The organism is Bacillus sp. EU52 (assembly GCF_037964975.1).
Lineage (GTDB): Bacteria > Bacillota > Bacilli > Bacillales > Bacillaceae > Bacillus > Bacillus subtilis.
On record NZ_CP150177.1, the window covers coordinates 2,657,321 to 2,678,303 of the forward strand.

At 44.4% G+C, this 20,983-nt stretch carries 19 protein-coding genes, 1 other RNA gene and 1 other annotated feature; of the genes, 4 read left to right on the forward strand and 16 right to left on the reverse strand.

Annotation, left to right across the window (positions count from 1 at the left end; all coding sequences use genetic code 11):
• Window positions 1-3: 3 nt before the first annotated feature.
• Entirely contained in the window at window positions 4-420 is a 417-nt protein-coding gene (cymR, locus tag NSU05_RS13700; RefSeq protein WP_038430036.1) for a cysteine metabolism transcriptional regulator CymR, read from the reverse strand.
• Between the two features lie 203 nt (window positions 421-623).
• Between cymR and NSU05_RS13705 the strand changes: the two genes are divergently transcribed.
• On the forward strand, window positions 624-1,889 hold the full coding sequence (locus tag NSU05_RS13705) for a replication-associated recombination protein A (RefSeq protein ID WP_038429397.1): 1,266 nt from the start codon (window positions 624-626) through the stop codon (window positions 1,887-1,889).
• Between the two features lie 39 nt (window positions 1,890-1,928).
• Here the strand turns inward: NSU05_RS13705 and NSU05_RS13710 are convergent, their stop codons facing one another.
• The 5 genes from NSU05_RS13710 to NSU05_RS13730 form a co-directional block, all read right to left on the reverse strand.
• Window positions 1,929-2,693, reverse strand: a complete 765-nt coding sequence (locus NSU05_RS13710) for a tRNA threonylcarbamoyladenosine dehydratase (protein ID WP_003229763.1) — start codon at window positions 2,691-2,693, stop codon at window positions 1,929-1,931.
• An 82-nt stretch (window positions 2,694-2,775) separates the two neighbouring features.
• Window positions 2,776-2,968, reverse strand: a non-coding RNA gene (ssrS, locus tag NSU05_RS13715) — 6S RNA.
• A 60-nt stretch (window positions 2,969-3,028) separates the two neighbouring features.
• Window positions 3,029-4,807 (reverse strand): aspartate--tRNA ligase, encoded by a 1,779-nt coding sequence (gene aspS / locus NSU05_RS13720; protein WP_032722253.1) that lies wholly within the window; start codon window positions 4,805-4,807, stop codon window positions 3,029-3,031.
• A gap of 13 nt (window positions 4,808-4,820) precedes the next feature.
• Window positions 4,821-6,095: a histidine--tRNA ligase gene (hisS, locus tag NSU05_RS13725; protein ID WP_032722254.1), complete on the reverse strand. Its 1,275-nt coding sequence runs from the start codon at window positions 6,093-6,095 to the stop codon at window positions 4,821-4,823.
• Window positions 6,096-6,184: 89 nt separating this feature from the next.
• Window positions 6,185-6,417, reverse strand: a binding site (T-box leader).
• Window positions 6,418-6,476: 59 nt separating this feature from the next.
• The gene (locus NSU05_RS13730) at window positions 6,477-6,647 is read right to left on the reverse strand and encodes a YrzK family protein (protein WP_004399157.1); all 171 of its coding nucleotides are present in this window, start codon (window positions 6,645-6,647) and stop codon (window positions 6,477-6,479) included.
• A 132-nt stretch (window positions 6,648-6,779) separates the two neighbouring features.
• On the opposite strand from NSU05_RS13730, the gene NSU05_RS13735 reads away from it, so the two are divergent.
• A complete protein-coding gene (locus NSU05_RS13735; RefSeq protein WP_038429398.1) occupies window positions 6,780-8,336 on the forward strand; it encodes an SH3 domain-containing protein in 1,557 nt (518 codons plus the stop codon).
• A gap of 25 nt (window positions 8,337-8,361) precedes the next feature.
• Here the strand turns inward: NSU05_RS13735 and dtd are convergent, their stop codons facing one another.
• From dtd to comN, 8 genes are all read right to left on the reverse strand, one after another.
• Complete coding sequence (gene dtd / locus NSU05_RS13740; RefSeq protein ID WP_004398689.1) at window positions 8,362-8,802, reverse strand: D-aminoacyl-tRNA deacylase; 441 nt, start codon at window positions 8,800-8,802, stop codon at window positions 8,362-8,364.
• Window positions 8,803-8,814: 12 nt separating this feature from the next.
• Complete coding sequence (gene relA / locus NSU05_RS13745) at window positions 8,815-11,019, reverse strand: GTP diphosphokinase (protein ID WP_003229747.1); 2,205 nt, start codon at window positions 11,017-11,019, stop codon at window positions 8,815-8,817.
• Between the two features lie 167 nt (window positions 11,020-11,186).
• A complete protein-coding gene (locus tag NSU05_RS13750; protein ID WP_003229745.1) occupies window positions 11,187-11,699 on the reverse strand; it encodes an adenine phosphoribosyltransferase in 513 nt (170 codons plus the stop codon).
• 5 nt (window positions 11,700-11,704) lie between these two features.
• Window positions 11,705-14,065, reverse strand: a complete 2,361-nt coding sequence (gene recJ, locus NSU05_RS13755; RefSeq protein ID WP_021480222.1) for a single-stranded-DNA-specific exonuclease RecJ — start codon at window positions 14,063-14,065, stop codon at window positions 11,705-11,707.
• 66 nt (window positions 14,066-14,131) lie between these two features.
• Complete coding sequence (locus tag NSU05_RS13760; protein WP_003229740.1) at window positions 14,132-14,455, reverse strand: lipopolysaccharide assembly LapA domain-containing protein; 324 nt, start codon at window positions 14,453-14,455, stop codon at window positions 14,132-14,134.
• 75 nt (window positions 14,456-14,530) lie between these two features.
• Window positions 14,531-15,028, reverse strand: coding sequence for a cation:proton antiporter regulatory subunit (locus NSU05_RS13765; protein WP_003229739.1), 498 nt, complete (start codon window positions 15,026-15,028; stop codon window positions 14,531-14,533).
• Window positions 15,029-15,185: 157 nt separating this feature from the next.
• The gene (gene secDF, locus NSU05_RS13770) at window positions 15,186-17,399 is read right to left on the reverse strand and encodes a protein translocase subunit SecDF (protein ID WP_038429399.1); all 2,214 of its coding nucleotides are present in this window, start codon (window positions 17,397-17,399) and stop codon (window positions 15,186-15,188) included.
• 38 nt (window positions 17,400-17,437) lie between these two features.
• Complete coding sequence (gene comN, locus NSU05_RS13775) at window positions 17,438-17,734, reverse strand: post-transcriptional regulator ComN (protein WP_004398498.1); 297 nt, start codon at window positions 17,732-17,734, stop codon at window positions 17,438-17,440.
• A 115-nt stretch (window positions 17,735-17,849) separates the two neighbouring features.
• Between comN and spoVB the strand changes: the two genes are divergently transcribed.
• Window positions 17,850-19,406, forward strand: a complete 1,557-nt coding sequence (gene spoVB, locus NSU05_RS13780; RefSeq protein ID WP_014480435.1) for a stage V sporulation protein B — start codon at window positions 17,850-17,852, stop codon at window positions 19,404-19,406.
• A 3-nt stretch (window positions 19,407-19,409) separates the two neighbouring features.
• Here spoVB and NSU05_RS13785 read toward each other — a convergent pair whose 3' ends face one another.
• The gene (locus tag NSU05_RS13785) at window positions 19,410-20,066 is read right to left on the reverse strand and encodes a DUF421 domain-containing protein (protein WP_014480436.1); all 657 of its coding nucleotides are present in this window, start codon (window positions 20,064-20,066) and stop codon (window positions 19,410-19,412) included.
• Window positions 20,067-20,263: 197 nt separating this feature from the next.
• Here NSU05_RS13785 and NSU05_RS13790 point away from each other — a divergent pair, with 197 nt between their 5' ends.
• Window positions 20,264-20,653 carry a TIGR04086 family membrane protein gene (locus tag NSU05_RS13790; RefSeq protein WP_014477528.1) on the forward strand — a complete coding sequence of 130 codons (390 nt, stop codon included), beginning with the start codon at window positions 20,264-20,266 and terminating at the stop codon, window positions 20,651-20,653.
• A gap of 56 nt (window positions 20,654-20,709) precedes the next feature.
• Here the strand turns inward: NSU05_RS13790 and yajC are convergent, their stop codons facing one another.
• Window positions 20,710-20,976 carry a preprotein translocase subunit YajC gene (gene yajC / locus NSU05_RS13795; RefSeq protein WP_004398708.1) on the reverse strand — a complete coding sequence of 89 codons (267 nt, stop codon included), beginning with the start codon at window positions 20,974-20,976 and terminating at the stop codon, window positions 20,710-20,712.
• Between the last annotated feature and the right edge of the window lie 7 nt (window positions 20,977-20,983).

Below are 20,983 nucleotides of genomic sequence, written 5' to 3' on the forward strand. Positions count from 1 at the left end.
GATCTAAATATAGAACATATAAGCTTCTTGCTCTCCGTCTGTATAGCTGGCAAGATCCTCTAATGTTGTACTGTCTAAAACCTCTTTTACAGCATCCCGGATGCGAATCCAGAGCTCACGCTTGGCAGGCTCCTCATCTTCCAGCACTTCAACAGGGCTGATCGGCCCCTCAAGCACACGGATAATATCTCCCGCAGTAATGGCATCCGGCTCACTGCCTAATACATATCCGCCATATGCGCCTCTGATGCTTTTCACTAAACCGGCATTTCTGAGCGGCGATACCAGCTGCTCCAAATAATGCTCGGACAAATTATTCGTCTGTGCGATGCTTTTTAATGAAGTCGGGCCTTCACCGTACTTTTTTGCAAGCTCGATCATAATGGTGAGCCCGTATCTTCCCTTAGTTGATATTTTCAACATGAACACCTCTGTTATTTCATGATTTTCCACACTTATAATGGTAATTTCTATATGTTTCGTCCGTTTATTATCTTATAGACCAACTGTTATTATAACATACCTTCAGCGAATTTTCATTGAGGCAGAAGGAAAGGGGGCCTTTCCCCTTTTCTAATGTACGGTTTTCCGTTACCCTGTAATTAAGTAAGGAGAGATGATAGATGAAGCCATTGGCATATCGGATGCGTCCGACAAAAATAGAGGATATTATCGGCCAGCAGCATCTGGTGGCTGAAGATAAAATTATTGGCAGAATGGTCCAGGCAAAACATTTGTCATCCATGATTTTGTACGGGCCGCCCGGAATTGGAAAAACATCAATCGCAACAGCAATCGCCGGTTCAACAAGTATTGCTTTTCGAAAGCTGAATGCTGTCATTAACAATAAAAAAGATATGGAAATCGTAGCTCAGGAAGCCAAGATGTCCGGCCAAGTGATTTTGATTCTGGATGAAGTCCACAGGCTGGATAAAGGAAAACAGGATTTTCTATTACCCTATTTAGAAAACGGGATGATCATTTTGATCGGAGCAACGACGGCTAACCCGTATCATGCCATTAATCCGGCGATCAGAAGCCGGACCCAGATTTTTGAGCTTGAACCGTTAACACCTGATCTGATTAAACAGGCACTGGAACGTGCGCTCCATGATGAACATCGGGGCCTTGGCACCTATTCAGTATCCATTGATGATCAGGCGATGGAGCATTTTGCCCACGGATGCGGAGGAGATGTCCGCTCCGCTTTAAATGCGCTTGAGCTTGCCGTGTTGTCAACGAAGGAGTCAGCAGACGGTGAAATTCACATTACATTAGAAACCGCGGAAGAATGCTTGCAGAAAAAAAGCTTTTCTCACGATAAAGATGGTGACGCGCATTATGATGTACTGTCCGCTTTTCAAAAATCGATCCGCGGCTCTGATGCCAACGCTGCTCTTCACTATTTGGCTAGATTAATTGAAGCCGGTGATCTGGAGAGCATCGCAAGACGATTGCTTGTTATCGCCTATGAGGATATCGGTTTAGCAAGCCCGCAAGCCGGCCCTAGAGTGCTGAACGCTATTCAGACCGCTGAGCGAGTCGGGTTTCCTGAAGCGCGAATCCCGCTGGCCAACGCAGTTATTGAGCTTTGCCTCTCACCGAAATCAAACTCTGCCATTCTGGCAATCGATGAGGCCTTGGCAGATATCAGAGCCGGAAAAATTGGGGATGTCCCGAAGCATTTAAAAGACGCGCATTATAAAGGAGCTCAGGAATTAGGAAGAGGAATCGACTATAAATACCCGCACAATTACGACAACGGTTGGGTCGAACAACAATACCTCCCTGATCCTCTGAAAAAAAAGCAATACTATAAGCCGAAACAGACAGGAAAATTCGAATCCGCCTTAAAGCAGGTGTACGATAAATTAATGAAAAGAAAATAAAACAAAAACAGCCTTGATCATCAAGGCTGTTTTTATGCATTATTTATCCTTCACACGTTTGATTTCAATGTCTTTCAAAAGATCCATGACAACATGTCCGCCCATAATCAAACCTGCAACTGACGGCACAAAAGCATTAGAGGAAGGCGGCATTTTTGCTTTACGGATTTTCGCTTCGTCATTCCCCACTTCTTTTCTGACATCTTCCCGAATGACAATCGGGCTTTCATCAGAGAAAATCACTTGAACGCCTTTTTTGATACCCTCCTTGCGTAATTTCGTACGAACGACCTTCGCAATTGGATCAGTGTGCGTTTTTGAGATATCAGCGATTTGGAAGCGTGTCGGATCCGTTTTATTTGCAGCACCCATGCTGGAGATGAGCGGAATATCCCGTTTCAGACATTCTTTCATTAAATGAATTTTATAACAAATGGTGTCTGACGCATCAATGACATAGTCAAGATCATAGTCAAAAAACTGCTCATACGTTTCCTCCGTATAGAACATTTTTAACGCGATCACTTCACACTCCGGATTAATGTCTGCGATCCGCGCCTTCATTAAATCAACTTTCGGCTGTCCGACAGTTGAAAGCAGCGCGTGAAGCTGACGGTTTACATTTGTAATGTCGACATCATCTTTGTCGACAAGCAGAATGCGGCCGACGCCTGACCGCGCGAGAGCTTCCGCCGCGAACGATCCGACTCCCCCGACTCCAAGCACAGCAACTGTGCTGTTTTTCAGCGTTTCAAGGCCTTCTTTTCCGATAGCTAATTCATTGCGTGAAAACTGGTGTAACAAGAACCTCACTCCACATTCGTATTCTGGTTTCATCTATAAAATGGCTGATCCATGAGCAGCCGTTTTTTCTGCGCACAAAAAATAAAGTCCCAATAGTGCCGTTGCAGCTTTCCTTTGTTTTGAACCCGCTCTCAGCAGGTGGGTGCCCTCTTTTAAATCTTGTAAGTCCTCTTTACCGAATGAAAAGAGGCATGTACGCCATTTAAAAATGCGGGCTCCCAAATCAAAAAAATGTTCGGTCAAAACTAGGTGTACAACTAACACATCAGGACTTTATTTAACTTGTCAAAATCATATCACAGACGATTTTGATTTTCAAGAATCGAACTGCACATTCAGTTCTTAACTTTTTTCTTGATAGAAAGATGAAGCTCGTCAAGCTGGGCGTCGCTTACTTCGCCTGGCGCTTCTGTCATCAGGCAGCTTGCACTTGCCGTTTTCGGGAATGCAATCGTATCTCTCAGGTTCGTACGTCCAGCGAGAAGCATAACGAGACGGTCTAAGCCGAGTGCGATTCCGCCGTGCGGAGGAGCGCCGTATTCAAATGCTTCCAGCAGGAATCCGAACTGTTCAGCCGCTTCTTCTGGTGAGAAGCCGAGAAGCGCAAACATTTTTTCCTGAATATCCTTTTCAAAAATACGGATTGAACCGCCGCCAAGCTCATAGCCGTTTAAGACGAGGTCATAAGCTTGTGCTTTCATGTCTTCAGGCGCTGTTTCAATCAGCTCAAGGTCTTCGCGGACAGGCATTGTGAACGGATGGTGCGCTGCGTAAAAACGGCCTTCTTCCGGATCATGCTCTAATAGCGGCCAGTCGATGACCCATAAGAAATTGAACAATTTTTCGTCAATCAGCCCGCGTTCTTTTCCAAGCTTTAAGCGCAGGGCGCCGAGTGATGCGGCCACAACTTCGAATTGATCCGCTCCGAACAGCAGCAAATCACCTTCAGCAGCATCAAGTGCTTCAATCAGCTTAGACTGCTTTTCTTCATCAAAGAATTTAGCGATCGGGCCTTTCACTCCGTCTGCCTCAACCTTCACCCAGGCAAGCCCTTTTGCCCCGTAGTTTGCAGCAAAAGAGCCAAGAGCGTCGATGTCTTTTCTGGAGTAATCGCCGGCACCGCCTTTTACGTTGATGGCTTTAACCACGCCGCCGTTTGCTACAGCTGATGAGAACACTTTAAATTCCGTATCCTTTACAATGTCAGACACATCCGTCAAAAGCATGTCAAAACGCGTATCCGGTTTATCAGAACCGTACTTGTTCATTGCTTCGTCATACGTCATTCGAGGAAGAGGAAGCTTAAGTTCCTCACCTTTTGTTTCACGCATAACCTTTGCCATCATCTCCTCAGCCAATGACATAATGTCTTCCTGGCTCATAAAGGACATTTCAATATCAATTTGCGTAAACTCAGGCTGACGGTCCGCACGCAAGTCTTCATCGCGGAAACAGCGGGCAATTTGATAATATCGTTCAATGCCTGATACCATCAGAAGCTGTTTAAATAGCTGCGGGGACTGCGGCAGCGCGTAGAACTCACCTTCGTGCACACGGCTCGGCACCAGGTAGTCACGTGCGCCTTCAGGCGTGCTTCCTGTTAAAATCGGCGTTTCAATATCAAGAAACCCATTTTCATCTAAAAAGCTGCGAACAGCTTTCGTCACGTTATGGCGCAGCTGCATCGTCTGGAACATAGCCGGTCTGCGCAAATCTAAGTAACGGTGTTTTAAACGAACGTCCTCTGACACTTCTTCAGCTTGATCAGAAATCGCAAATGGAGGTGTCTTTGCAGCATTTAATACGTTCACTCCATCAGCATGTATTTCGATCGCGCCTGTTTTCAAATTCGGATTAACTGTTCCCTCTTCACGCGCCACCACTTTTCCTTGAATATCAAGCACGTATTCATTTCTGATGCCTTCCGCAACAGCAAGCGCTTCTTTTGACACATCAGGGTTAAAAACGACTTGAACAATGCCCGTACGGTCACGCAAGTCAATAAAAATCAATCCGCCGAGGTCTCGTCTTTTTTGGACCCATCCTTTCAGCGTTACAGATTCGCCAATTGCTTTTTCAGTTATATCACCGCAATAATATGTTCTTCCAAACAATGCGTTTCACTCCTTATCCCTTTTGGTTTGCCTTCATCACATGTATAAATTCATCAAGTGCCACTTCAATCTGTTCGCCAGTCTGTGCATCCTTTACATTGATTTTGTTTTGGGCAAGCTCATCTTCACCCAAAATCGCAATAAATCTGGCATTTAAGCGATCAGCTGTTTTAAACTGGCCTTTCATTTTCTTATTTTCATAATCGATTTCACTGGAAATGCCTGCTTCTCTCAGTTTGTACACCAATGAAACAGAATAATCCTTTGCTTTTTCGCCGAGTGTGACGATATAGCAGTCGATTCCCTTATCAACAGGCAACTCTCTTTTTTCAGCATCAATTGCGGCAAGCAAGCGTTCGATGCTCATCGCAAATCCGATGCCCGGTGCTTCTGGTCCGCCGATCTGTTCGACAAGCCCGTCGTAGCGTCCGCCACCGGCAAGTGTCGTAATCGCACCAAAGCCCTCCGCATTGCTCATAATTTCAAATGCGGTGTGGTTGTAATAATCCAGCCCTCTCACAAGGTTCGGATCGATTTCATACGAAATGCCAAGATCATTTAAGTATTGTTTCACTTTGTCAAAATAAGCGGCTGATTCTTCATTTAAATATGTCAAAATCGAAGGTGCCGATTTCATCAGCTCATGATCTCGGTCTTTTTTGCAGTCCAAAATTCTAAGCGGGTTCGTGTGCAGCCGGGACTGGCAGTCTGAACAAAATTCTTCGATGCGAGGCTCGAAGTGTTTCACAAGCGCTTCTCTGTAGCTTTTGCGGCTATCTTGATCGCCGAGACTGTTTATGACAAGCTTAACGTTTTCTAAACCTGCTTTTTCATAAATACTCATCGCAAGCGCCATTACTTCAGCGTCGATTGCAGGGTCTTTCGAACCAATCGCTTCAATTCCAAACTGATAAAACTGGCGGTAACGGCCCGTCTGAGGACGTTCATAACGGAACATCGGCCCGACATAATAAAGCTTTGTCGGCTGTACAGGATTTGCGAACAGCTTGTTTTCATTAAAAGCGCGAACCGCAGCAGCTGTTCCCTCCGGACGAAGCGTCAGGCTTCTGCCTTTGCGGTCCTCGAAGGTATACATTTCTTTTTGTACGATATCCGTTGATTCCCCGACGCCTCTGGCAAACAGTTCTGTATGCTCAAAAATCGGTGTGCGGATTTCTTTATATTGATAAGTGCGGCAAGTGTCTCTCATAATTTGTTCAACAAACTGCCAGCGATCTGATTCTCCAGGCAGAATATCCTGTGTTCCTCTCGGAATGTTATATCCCATAGGTAGACCTCCTTATGTATTCCTTATAAAATATCCAATGATCGTTAATGATGAAAATGAAAAAAACTCCCGCCCCTACTATACATGATAGTAGGGACGAGAGTTATACCCGTGGTGCCACCCTAGTTGGAATACGTTCATATTCCCGCTCGATCCTTTAACGCAGGTTCACGTTCACTGCCTAATGGCGTTATTCACGCGTTCAGCAGGAAACCTCCGGAGTGTTGTTTCGAGAAAGACGCAATGGGATCCGCTTTCAGCCTAGGGCGGGTTCCTCTCTAATCATGCAATCTGACCTACTCTTCTCCATTATTGGTTCAAATCTTTCATCATTTGCTATGTACTCAATTTCTATTATAATAATGGGATTGGGGTTCTCTGTCAAGCTTTATTCCGGTTGTTTTTCCTCAGCGCTGCTTCTTTGGACATAAGACCAAATTCAGATGCTGTTTCCGTAAGATAACCAGTCGTATCGGGATCTGCGTGATCGCTGTAATGCAGATTCGCTTCACCGTCGTGAAATGCACGTCCCATTTTTGGATGATATTTCATGATTTGCACACCTTTTTGATTGTATTTACGCTTAGTATAAACAAATCATTTTATTTTTATTTAAAAATCAGAAAGGACTTTACGATATTAAACAAGAATGCTTTTTTAATGATCATCAGAAAGGAGGACACAATGAACAAGAAATACTTTGTCCTTATTGTATGTATTATTTTCACCTCAGCGCTATTCCCGACCTTTTCATCCGTTACAGCTGCTCAAGGAGAAGCGGTCATCGCAACAGATGAAATGAACGTCAGAAGCGGCCCGGGGCTTAGCTACGGCATTACAGCGGAAGTAAAAAAGGGAGAACGCTATCCAATTTTAAAGGAAGATGGAGACTGGGTGCAGATACAGCTTGGTTCCGGAGAAAAGGGCTGGGTAGTCTCCTGGCTTATTACAAAGGAAGACCAGGCCAGCACAAGCTCCTCAGGAAGCAGTGACACTGTGACATCAACAGACCCCGATCTGCGGATGAGAAGCGGCCCGGGCACTTCCTACGAAGTCATCGGCAAATTCCCGCAAGGCAGCCAAGCATCTGTCATTGATAAAGATTCGGGCTGGATCAAGATATCCTATCACAGTGCCACCGGGTGGGTATCATCTGAATATGTCACATCAGGAGGCAGCAGTTCAGCGTCTGATGAGAGTGACCAAACCGAGGATTCCGGTGCGTCAACGACGGGCACAGTCGGTGTTTCTTCGCTAAATGTAAGAGCCTCCGCCTCACATGACGCGGCAATTATAACAAAACTTGATCGCGGAACGAAACTGACGGTTCTCAACGAGAAAAATGGCTGGGCTCACATTGAGGTGAACGGGCTAAAAGGCTGGGTTGCAAGCCATTGCCTTTTGACTAGTTCTGTTCCAGCTGATGATTCAGCAAATGCCGGCAGTTCATCCTCCGCTAAAAAAGCCTATATCATGTACGGAGGAACGAATCTAAGAAGTGATGCGTCAACATCAGCTTCGATCGTTGAGCGCGCTGCCAAAGGAGATTCATACACCATTACCGGTTCAAAGGGAAGCTGGTATGAAATAAAGCTTGATAACGGGCAAACTGCTTATGTAGCCAATTGGGTGGTCCAAACGTCTAAAAGCGCAGAAGAAGCAGGTGAACCGCCAGTCTCTGATTCCCCGTCTGGAAACGGCTCTCTAAACAATAAAACGATTATTGTTGACCCGGGACATGGAGGAAAAGACAGCGGAACGATCGGGTATTCGGGGAAATTCGAGAAAAACCTGACGATCAAAACGGCAAAACTGCTCGCCAGCAAACTTAGATCGGCTGGAGCGGATGTATATGTGACACGCCAGGATGATACCTTTGTCAGCCTGCAGTCACGGGTCTCTACCTCTCACTACCGTAACGCTGACGCCTTTATCAGCATTCATTATGACAGCTATGCGGATACCTCTACAAGAGGCAGTACAGCATATTACTACAGTCCTGCCAAAGATCAGGAACTCGCATCAGATGTCCACTCAGAAGTGGTGAAGCGTTCTTCCATTCCAGACCGCGGCGTATTATTCGGAGATTATTATGTGCTCCGGGAAAACAGACAGCCCGCTATGCTGTACGAGCTGGGATATGTAAGCCATCCGCAGGAAGAAGCCATTGTACATAGCAATTCATACCAAGAAAAAGTAACAGATGGGATCGAAAGCGGATTAGAGAAATACTTCCAATAAAAAAGCTGCCTTTTGGCAGCTTTTTTTATTTTGAATCCATAATGAGCGTGACCGGTCCGGAGTTTGTAAGCTGAACATCCATCATTGCTCCAAACGTTCCGGTCTCCACTTTGATTCCTTTTTCACGAAGCAGGTCATTCCATTTTTCATAAAGACCTAAAGCTTTATCAGGTTTGGCCGCGTTCATGTAGTTCGGCCGGCGCCCTTTTTTCGTATCTCCATAAAGCGTAAACTGTGAGACGGATAAAATCTCTCCTCCTATATCTACAAGAGACAGATTCATTTTTCCTTCACTGTCATCGAAAATACGGAGATTGACAACTTTATCGGCTAAATAAGCTGCATCATCTTCTGTATCATCATGAGTGATGCCGACCAGCACCATAAGGCCTTGTCCAATTTGGCCGACGACCTCTTCGTCCACTGTAACGCTTGCTTCTGTTACTCGCTGAACAACTAATCTCATTTTCTAACCCCTTTAGTTCATGACGCGGCGCACAGAGTAGATATCTCTAATCTGTTTAATACGCTCGACGACTTTGTGCAAGTGATTGATATTCTGAATAAAAATCGCCATATGAATGGTTGCCACTTTATTGCGATCCGATTTGCCAGAGACAGATGAAATATTTGTTTTCGTTTCATTCACTGCCTGGAGCACCTCGTTCAGCAATCCGCGGCGGTCATACCCAAGAATCTCTATCTCAACATTGTATTCCTTGCGCTTTTGAACTTGTGACTCATGCTCCCACTCTACCGGGATCAGCCGCTCTTGGGCTTCATTCGTTTTGACATTCGGACAGTCTTCGCGATGGACCGAAACCCCTCTGCCTTTTGTGATAAAGCCGACAATATCATCACCTGGCACAGGATTGCAGCATTTTGATAAACGGACAAGGAGGTTGTCAATGCCCTTGACACGAACGCCAGCTTCCCGTTTTCTTCCTTGCGGGTACGGCTTAGGTTCCCCAGTAACTTCCTGAACGATCTTTTCCTGTTCTTCCTGATCGCGCTGCTTTCTCTCTTTTTCTGTTAGGCGGTTCGCCACCTGCAGAGCTGTGATGCCATTGTAACCGACCGCCGCGTACATATCCTCTTCATTTGAGAAATTAAATTTGTCAGCAACCTTTTGAATATTCTCCGGCGTTAAAACATCCTTCAATTCAAAATCCAGGTTTTTAATTTCTTTTTCGACCAGCTCACGGCCTTTTTCGACATTTTCTTCACGCCGCTGTTTCTTAAAGAATTGACGGATTTTATGCTTCGCTTGGGATGTTTGGGCAAGCTTCACCCAATCCTGGCTCGGGCCGTAGGAATGCTTAGAAGTGAGAATTTCAACGATATCACCTGTCCGAAGCTTATGGTCAAGCGTAACCATTTTTCCGTTTACTTTGGCACCGATTGTTTTATTGCCGATTTCAGAGTGAATCCGGTAAGAAAAGTCAATGGGAACAGAACCGGACGGAAGCTCGATTACATCTCCTTTTGGCGTAAAGACATACACCATATCAGAGAACAAATCAATTTTGAGCGATTCCATAAATTCTTCTGCATCTGTCGATTCATTTTGAAATTCTAAAATTTCACGGAACCAAGAAAGCTTTTTCTCAAAGGTTGCACCTTCATTGGCTGCTTTCCCTTCTTTATAAGCCCAGTGAGCCGCAACCCCGTATTCCGCTATTTCATGCATTTCAAAGGTGCGGATCTGCACTTCAAGCGGATCGCCTTTAGGCCCAATAACCGTTGTATGAAGTGATTGATACATATTCGGCTTCGGCATTGCGATATAATCTTTGAATCTGCCGGGCATCGGTTTCCAGCATGTGTGAATGATGCCAAGCACCGCGTAGCAGTCCTTTATGCTATTCACAAGAATACGGACAGCCAACAAATCGTAAATTTCATTGAATTGCTTATTTTGCAGCACCATTTTTCGATAAATGCTGTAAATATGTTTCGGGCGTCCCGAGAAGTCAGCCTTGATATTTACTTCTTCGACACGTTTCTTCACTTCATTGACAACCTCATCGACATAAAGCTCACGTTCTGCACGTTTCTTCTTCATGAGGTTGACAATTCTGTAATATTGCTGAGGGTTCAAATAACGGAGCGCCGTATCTTCCAATTCCCACTTAATTTTTGAAATCCCGAGACGATGCGCCAAAGGAGCAAAAATTTCCAGCGTTTCATTGGAGATTCTCCGCTGTTTTTCCTGAGGCAGATGTTTCAGTGTCCGCATATTGTGAAGACGATCCGCCAGCTTGATCAATATGACCCTGATATCTTGAGCCATAGCGACAAACATTTTGCGATGATTTTCCGCCTGCTGTTCTTCTTGAGATTTATATTTAATTTTGCCGAGTTTCGTTACGCCGTCTACAAGCATTGCCACTTCTTCGGAAAATGCTTCTTTCAGGTCATCGAGCGTCACATCTGTATCTTCCACGACATCGTGCAAAAATCCGCCCGCGATTGTGGAAGGGTCCATTTCAAGATCAACGAGAATCCCCGCAACCTGAATCGGATGAATAATATACGGCTCGCCCGATTTGCGGTATTGCTCGCGATGAGCATCTTCAGCGTACAGATATGCTTTTTCGACAAATGCGATATGCTCATCAGATAGATAGCTGCGCGCTTTATCTATAACTTGCTCGGCAGTCAATACTTGTTCGTTCGCCATGGAATCACCTTTTTTAAAATGTAAACTGTATTGTAGTTTATTATCAAGAAAAAAACGAAAGATGTAAAGAGCAGAAGTTCAAATAGCCAAATATTATATAAAATAAATGCAAAACAATAGGAAAAAAGCACCCTGACATGGAGTGCTTTTTCGTTATGCGGTTATCCTTAGTATTTCATCAATGTTAAGATGTCGTAATCTTCGAGCTTATTTCTGCCGTCAAGGTAAGAAAGCTCGATTAAGAAAGCGATACCAGCAACAACGCCGCCAAGTTCTTCAACAAGTTTGATTGTCGCTTCAATTGTGCCGCCTGTCGCAAGCAGGTCATCTGTAATAAGCACACGCTGACCAGGCTTAATCGCATCTTTGTGGATCGTTAATACGTCTTTTCCATATTCCAAGCCATAATCCACTTTGATTACTTCACGAGGCAACTTGCCTTCTTTGCGGACCGGCGCAAAACCTACGCCAAGCGCGTAAGCAACGGGACAGCCGATAATAAAGCCGCGCGCTTCAGGGCCAACGACCAAATCAATTTGCTTTTCTTTCGCATATTCAACAATTTGATCTGTGGCATAGCGGTATACATCGCCTTTATCCATCAGTGTCGTAATATCTTTAAATTGCACGCCCTCTTTCGGGTAATCCGGTACAATTGTTACGTATTGTTTTAAATCCATCTGTTTTATGTCCTCCTCGTACTTTCATAAGCCTCTGAATCTTGTTTCATCAGCTTATTCAGCCATTCCTTCAGCTCTTCAGCAGAAGAATAATTCAGCTTTTGATCCAGTTCCATCAGCTGCTGTTTCGCCTGATATGTTTGTGAGTCTGTTAAGTCGCGTTTCTTTGCTCCGCTCACAACAGACAGCACACCATTCTCTATTTTAACAAAACCGAGATCAAAAAACACCTTTGTCATGAAATTGATTGTTTCAACGGACCAGCCTTTATGTTTTGCAAGCTCTGAACCGTGTTTTTTCACGTCAAAAGCGCCTCTTTTCAGCAAGAACGCATAATACCATTTAAAGTGGTCTCTTGCGGGAAAAGTTGATAAAAAGTGGTCCTCATGATTGAGAAAAATAAAATATATCCGCTCAGGCGCCTTGCCTTCCAGCAAACGTGCGAGCATGTCCAGCGAAGGCGGCGGATCTAGTAATACAATATATGCACCATCGAGGTCAAACGCCTTTGCTTGATCTTTAGAACTGATGACGTGCACTTCTCGGCGAAGGTCTTCAGTTTGAAGTAATGTTGTTGAGTCTTCTTTGAAAGAGACAATGGCCCGTTTAGCAGATGGAAGGGCGGAAACTGTGTCTTCCCACGTCCGTTTTCCCCTTAAATCAAACAGCTGCCATTCAGAAACAGCGGCATCCTTTATCATAAGCTGCGGCTTTTTTCGATTGTTCCATTCGTTGATTGACATCTCACCGACAATGGAAATTCTTGAACCCGGTACGATGCCTTCTTGAAGCTCGCCTTTATTAAAACCGACGCAATCAAGCTGGGACGACTCGTTTCTGATCGTCATTTTGACATGAGTTTTATTTGCCCCTATCTTGCGGACATCTTCCAGTACTGCGTTTTCTACGAGAACGTGCGGTTTCGGGTTCAGCATGCCAAAAGGAGACAGCATGTTCATTTCTGCGATGCTTTCAACTGTAATGTCTTCGACGCCGCAGACAAGGTCGACTTCCTGTACGGGAATAAAATCCTCTTCCGTAAGCGTATTGTCCGCTATTTCATTCAGCCTGCTTCGCAAATCCGGCACATCTTCGGCTTTCAGCGTCATCCCCGCAGCCATTGGATGGCCGCCGAAATGAGGAAGAATATCTCTGCATTCAGAAAGGCTCTCAAATAAATTAAATCCTCTGATGCTTCGGGCCGAACCTTTAGCGATTCCCTTTTCTTCATCAATACCAAGAACAATGGCCGGTCGGTAGAAACGGTCCACAAGCTTTGAAGCCACAATCCCGACGACTCCCGGGTTCCATCCGGCTTTGGCCACGACAATTGCAGTTTGATCGAGCCCTTGCTGTTCAACCATTTCAATCGCTTCATCCGTCATTTTGCTGACCATTTTTTGGCGCTCTTTGTTCAGCTGGTCAATTTCTGCGGCAAGCTCTTCCGCTTCAAACGAATCCTCTGACATAAGCAAATGAACAGCGGGATCCGCCTGTTCGATTCTTCCGACGGCATTCAGCCTTGGTGCGAGCTGAAATCCGATAGTTTCTTCGTTCGCTTCTCCGATGTCTCCGCCTGACAGCTTAATCAGCTCTTTTAAGCCGAGCCGATTTGTCCGTCGAAGCCTTTCAAGTCCTAGTGTTGCAATTAATCTGTTTTCGTCATGCAGCGGGACTAGATCGGCAATGGTGCCGATAGCCGCCAGGTCAAGCAGTTCATCAGGAAGTTCACCCAATAGAGCGTGGGCAAGCTTAAACGCGACTCCAACCCCGGCAAGCTCCTTAAACGGGTAAGTGCAGCCAGGCTGCTTCGGGTGGACGATCGCATGGACATCCGGAAGCTCCGGTCCCGGTTCATGATGATCAGTAATGATGACATCCAGTCCGAGTTCCTTTGCCACCTTCGCTTCATGCACAGCGGCAATTCCTGTATCAACCGTAATGATCAAAGAGAAGCCCCGTTCTTTAATCGAACGAAACGCCTGTTCATTAGGTCCATATCCTTCTTTAAAACGGTCAGGTATATAAAAATCAACTTGAGCCGACAGTTTTTGCAGCGTGTGAAGCATTACTGACGTACTTGTAACCCCATCGGCGTCATAATCGCCATATATCATAATCTTTTCTTGTTGTGAAATCGCCTGTTTTATTCGATCTGCCGCTTCTTTCATGCCTTTCATTTCAAAAGGATCATAAAAATCGGCATCCTTTGTATGTAAAAACAGCCTAGCGCTTTCTGCCGTATCAAAGCCTCTTTTTACAAGCAGGGACGCAACAAGAGGTGTTATATGCAATTGTTCTGTGAGTGATTTGACCTTATCCTGATCTGGTCGCTGGATTTCCCATCGCATTTTTGACGCTAACATAAATTCACCCCTCAACCACCCTATTATACTAGAGCAGGCTGAGGGGTTTCAAATAATATTCGAAAACTAGTCTTTTTTCTCAATCATGGCTGATGCATCCTGTGTGTCAGTCTGATCAGCAAGATGAGTATCCTCTTGTTTATGTATTGCTGTTCTATTTTCTTTCCGCAAGGTTTTTATTTCCCGCTTCAATTTCATTACCTGAAAAATGCCGACAGAAAATACGATCAGCGCTCCCATTAAAACTGAGCCCAAAATAACAAGAATGAGCGGCCATTCTGATCTTCCAAACAGGTAATCAACTTCTACGGATCGAACATTAATGACTGCGAAAATAGCGACAATTAAGGTGAAAATAAGTGCGAAAATAATGGTCCATTGTTTATTCATTCTCTTTTCCCCCAAACTTCTTATTGAGGTAACTTTCCCCATCAAGACTGGTTTTAAACATGGCTTAACACTAGGTTAAGCTCCCTTTGCTGTTAATTTTTCCCTGATCAGCCTCTTCAGTCCGGTTCCCTCACCGGAAATCACAAGTGTATCGCCTTCGTCAATGACTGTTTCAGAGCTCGGATTCAGTTGTTTATCCTGATTCTTTTTAACAATTGCAATGACAGTCACATGATATTCCTGACCCACATTCAAATCACCAATCGTCTGATGAATGGCAGGCGCTCCCGCCTCTGCTTTACACCACTCTATAATCAAATCATCAAGGGCTGACTCGACCTGTTCTAATGCTTTCGGTTTATATGCCATTCCGCCAAGAATTGCAGACATTTGCCTTGCTTCAGCGTCATCAAACTGCACGGAGGCAACACATTCCTCATGGTCGTTTTCGTCAAAATAGTAAAGCTCTCTCCGTCCGTCATGATGAATGATAATTGAAATTTTATCACGGTTTCTAGTAATCATTTCAACTTTTTGTCCTATGCCCGGCAGCTCTGATTCGCGAACCCTCATATATAAACCCTCCTACATATCTGAAAACCAGTCATAAACACTTTTAACACCATATATATGTTTAAATGTAAGCGTATGTCATTATAGCAAATGTCTATTTTAAGTTCAATGAAACTTCAAAAAACAGGCTGCCCTGCAGAGGACAGCCTGATATTTTTTATTGCGCCGACTCTTTTTTCAGTTCTCTTCCTTTCCATGCAAGCCAAATTTGTGCGGCAATGTATAGAGAAGAATAAACGCCTGTTAACAGCCCGACCAATAAAGCAATTGAGAAGTTAGTAATAGAAGAGGCTCCAAAGATCAGCAATGTCACAACAACAATCACAACAGTTAATACAGTGTTAATTGAACGTGTAAAGGTTTGCTGCAGGCTCAGGTTTACAATATGGTTCAGATCGGCAAATGTTTTCGGCTTGCGCTTTTTCATATGCTCGCGGACCCTGTCAAATGTAACGATTGTATCGTTAATGGAATACCCGATTATCGTCAAGATGGCCGCGATGAACGTAACATCTACCTCAAGCCTTGTAATACTGAAGAACGTGACGATAAAGAAAGCGTCATATAGCAATGAGGCGATGGCAGCAATCGCCATTTTGTATTCGAATCGGATTGAAACGTAAATAATGATGCCAATAGAAGCTATAGCAACTGCGTACAGCGCATTTCTTGCCAGCTCCTTACCGACTGTCGGTGAAACTGTGCTGACATTTGGCTCAGACCCGTATTTGTCTTTAAAATACGTTTTTACTTTTGCTATGGTTTCTTTATCTGGCACCCCGACAAAACGGGCAACACCGATATTGCTCTTTTCGCCTGACAGAACGACAGTATCAGGGTCCATACCAAGAGATTCAAAGTCCTTTTCAACTTGCTCTGTCGTCAGCTTATGGTCGCTTTGCACTTCAATCCGTGCACCGCTTGCAAAGTCAATGCCAAGATTCAGCCTGAACACAAGCAGGATAATAATCCCGGCAACCGTGACCGCACTGGAGAAAATAAAGAAGTATTTGCGTTTGCTCGTGAAATCCCATTTTTGGAATGGCGTATGCGGCTCTGTATTTTCATCCGTATCCTGAATATCCATGATATGTTTCTTATTGACACCAAACCAGCCTTTTTTCCGATCAAGCCATCTGCTTTCCACAAGGAGAGCGAGGAGAAATCTCGATAAGAAAACGGCAGTGATAAAGCTTGTCAAAATCGATAGGATCAGCATTGTCGCAAACCCTTTAACAGAGCTTGTCCCAAAGATAAAGAGCACAACCGCTGCAATAATGGTTGTAATATTCGCATCAAAAATCGTCGCAAATGACCGTCTGTTTCCTGAACGGAAGGCAGAGCGGACTGACTTTCCTAGCTTGAGCTCTTCTTTAATCCGCTCATAGGTAATAATGTTGGCGTCAACAGCCATCCCGACACCTAAAATGAGAGCGGCAATTCCCGGAAGCGTGAGTACGGCATTCATCCAGTCAAAGATCTGGAGTGTAATGTAGATATAAACAGATAGCGTAATCACCGCGATTAATCCCGGCAGACGGTAATAGAAAAGCATAAATAAGAAAATAATTGCAATACCGACAATACCGGCAAACACCGTATCATGGAGAGCCTGCTGGCCGAATTGTGCGCCTACTGATGTCGAATACTTTTCAGTCAGTTTCACAGGAAGTGCGCCTGCGTTTAAAATGCTGGCTAAATCTTTTGCTTCTTGAGCTGTGAAATGACCTTCAATTTTTACATCAGTTGTATTTAGCTCCTGACTTACATTTGGAGCGGATACAAATTTAGGATGCTCTTTTTGAACTTCTTTCTTAAAGGAATCACCTTTATCATAATCCAGCCAAATGACAAGCTGGTTGTTTGGCGCCATTTTCATGACCTTCTTGGTCACTTCACCAAATTTATCAGCGTCTTTCAGCTTAATCGTGACAATTGGCTCATTTGTTGTGCTATCATAAGTTTGTTTAGCGCCGTTTTCGACTAAATCAGCACCGTTTAACAGTTCCTTATCATTTGCATCTCTGAAAGAAAGCTGCGCTTCAGTCGCCAAAATTTCACGCGCTCTGTTTTGGTTTGTCACGCCAGCGAGCTGAACGCGAATCCGGTTATTCCCTTCAATTTGGATGTTCGGTTCGCTGACACCGAGAACATTGGCCCGGCGGTTCAGTGCCTCTACTGTGCTGACCAGAACGTCTTTTGTGATTTTGTCACCTTTTTTTACAGGCTGTACATCATACAGCACCTCAAATCCGCCTTGCAAATCCAATCCTAACGTAATATTGTTAGCGGCAGGCTTCGTAAAGTAGCCCAAGCCCGTGCCGATCAATAGAACGAAAAGGAAAAACGCAATCAAGCGTCCTTTTTTCATTATGTATATCCTCCCTTAAACCTGTGCGAATCAACCTGCTATCTCAGCAGTTCTTCCAATGCTTCCTGGCCCTCTTCACTGCCCAGCCAATTAGACGTTTTAAATGACTCAACGGTTGCATAGTTCATAAATTCGCCAATTTTCACTGATAAAATATCACTCGCCAGTTCATAAATGCTCAGTTCCGTTTTCTTTTTCCACTTCTTATCTGTTAAGTATGACCACAAACTTTCGAGTTCAACATCATCATACCCGAGAATCTTAAACTCTTCCAGTTTGCTGTAAAGAAACGGCCTGACGTGGTCTTTATATAGATCGGCTGGATGCTTCTCCACGAATTCCACGCTCCTTTTTTATTGTTTTTCAAGAAGACTTGTCATGCTTGGACGACATATACGCATATCTTTATTGTATATGATTCCAGGTAGTTTGAGAAGGCAGGGGGTAAAAATGGCGAAACAGACGTTTTTAAAGGGCACTCTTATCCTTATCGCAGCAGGAATGGTTACAAGAATGCTCGGGTTTGTCAACCGGGTGGTTATCGCCCGTTTTATCGGTGAAGAAGGAGTCGGGCTTTACATGATGGCGGCGCCTACCTTCTTCTTGGCCACTACATTAACTCAATTCGGTCTGCCGGTCGCGATCAGCAAGCTAGTCGCTGAAGCCAGTGCGCGGGGAGATCATCAAAAAACGAAAAATATTTTAGTCATGTCTCTGACCATTACGGGAGTGCTCAGCCTCATCTTTACACCGCTGTTTCTGTTTTTCGCCCCGGTTATGGCTGAAACGATGCTGACAGATAAGCGAACACTGTATCCGCTCTTGGCCATTACGCCGGTTGTGCCGATTATTGCTATATCGAGTGTGCTGAGGGGATACTTTCAAGGAAAACAGAATATGAACCCGCTTGCTATGTCACAAGTCCTTGAACAGGTCGTCCGCATTTCACTCGTGGCTGTCTGCACAACGATTTTTCTCCCTTACGGAATTGAATATGCTGCAGCGGGGGCAATGCTATCCTCAGTGGCAGGGGAGCTGGCATCACTTCTTTATTTATTCGTTTGCTTTAAGTATAAAAAGACAATTAAAATCAGAAAGCATTTTTTCCAGTCAATTAAAAACGGAAAACAAACCTTTACCCAATTAATGAGCGTGTCCCTTCCAACAACCGGGAGCCGCTTTATCGGAAACCTCTCTTGGTTTTTCGAGCCAATCGTCGTCGCTCAAAGCCTTGCCATCGCCGGTGTGGCAACAGTTGCCGCAACAAAGCAATACGGGGAACTGACCGGCTTTGCCATGACGCTGCTGACTCTGCCCAGCTTTATTACATATTCTTTGTCGACCGCGCTTGTTCCTGCGATCAGTGAAGGAATGGAGCAGAAAAAATTGCAGGTGGTGGAATACCGCTTGGAACAGGCGATGCGTCTCTGTCTGCTCAGCGGAGGCATTTCAGTTGTTATTTTATTTGTATTTGCGGATGAGCTGATGAGAGTGATGTACGGTTCTTCAGGCGCAGCTGTATTTATAAAAGTGATGGCCCCGTTTTTTCTGCTTTATTATTTTCAAGGCCCGCTTCAAGCTGTGCTGCAGGCGCTTAATTTGGCAGGAGCTGCGATGATGAACAGCTTAATCGGAGCGCTAGTCAAAACAGGCCTTATTTTTGTCCTTGCCACAAGGCCTTCTCTTGGCATTATGGGCGCGGCATTAGCCATTGTGACAGGCATGGTGCTCGTCACGCTATTGCACGCAGCAACCGTAAGCAAAGTGCTGCCGATCAGCATCAAAATCAAGGAGTACGCGCTCAGCTTCGCTGTTATTGTAATTTGCGGATTCATCAGCTCCGCCATCAAACATTATATAAGCTTTGGAGCATCTGAGGCTGTCAATCTAGCCGGATGGATTGCGGTGAGCGCCGCCATTTATATGATCCTCCTGCTCGTTTTCCGTTTAATTAAAAAAGATGAGCTTCGCCGCATTCCCATTATCGGACGTCTGATCATCCGATAATAGTCACGTGCGGTACCCATCTTTTTCGTCAATAAATAATTCTCCGTCTGTAAACGAGCAAAATGAAATATCTGAAGGGTTTGTGTATCCGTGTTTTTGCAAACTTTCAAGCAGCCATTTTTTATCTTTACTGATTCTGGACAGGTTTTCTGTTTGAATGAAGCCGTCTATAATGAGCGGCATTTCGAGCTGCCGATGCTCTCCGCTATTTTCTTTCTTTACAATAGTCAGTTTGCCCGACGGCTCTAATATGGCAAATGATACGTCAGCTACTCTGTCGACGCTATTTTCTCTGAGTTGAACCATTAAATCATCAAAATTATATCGCTGTGATTTCATGGCTTCTTCGTCAATTTTTCCATATTTGATAATTATGGTCGGCTTACCGTCAAGAAGCTGGCGGACTTTTCGGTTTTTTAAAGAAAAGTATGCCAAAGTCACTTGAATGATCATTAATACAAGCATTGGCAAAATGGTATGAAATAGATGATCGTCTACGTTTTCTATGGCTAAAACGGCAATTTCAGCCATCATGATAAAGACAACGAGATCTAAAATACTAAGCTCTCCGATCTCCCGTTTGCCCATGAAACGAAAAATGACCAATATCACAAAATACAATACGACTGTGCGAAACGCAATAGTGAGAAGCTCTTCCATCATGCACCTCCAACTCATTATAGGTTGCAACAAAATGATCAATTTATGTAAGAAAAACCGATTGCATTTCACAAAGCTTTTATGTCTAATTCATGGGATAAGGGAATACATTTTTACAAAGACGAGCCATCAGCATGTCTGACGGTTTTGAACAAAAAGAACAGAAGCCTTTTAATACAGGCAGAGAGGAGACAATCATGGAGGAAACGAAACAAGTTGGAAAAGGCATTCTTTACGGCTTAATCGCCATATTTTCAGCCATGCTCCTGACAAGTTTGGCGGTTTCACTTTTATTGACCGCAACCTCGCTGGAAGAATCATCATTTAACTGGCTGATCACAGCTATCTCATTTCTCTCTTTATTTATCGGCGGGTTCATTTCAGGCGGGAAAGGCAAGGAAAGAGGCTGGATGATTGGAGCATTGACTGCCATAAGTTTTTCTCTGATTATCTTATTGTTTCAGTATTTAGGATTCGGAAAGACATTTACAGCAGAACAGCTGATCTTCCATCTGGGATTTTTAGGGGTGTGCATGCTGGGCGGGATTTTCGGCGTGAACATGAGGGGAAACAGGTCTTCCACATAAAAAAGAGCGGGCTCACTTGCCCGCTCTTTTTTGTTTGCTATGTATAGCTCCTGCTGTTATTCAGCAGCAGAAACTTCTCTGATCGCGCGGCGGTCGAACGTAAGACGTGTGTTATCACCAGTCTTAATTACGACTTTGCTTTCGTCGATAGAGTCAACAGTACCGTGCAATCCCCCGATTGTCACTACTGAATCGCCTTTTTTCAGTTCCTCTTGCATTTGGCGTACAGCCTTTTGCTGCTTTTGCTGAGGACGAATCAGCAAGAAGTAAAGGACCGCAAACATTAAAATAATAGGAACCAATGTACCTAAAGTGCCAGTCATCATTTTC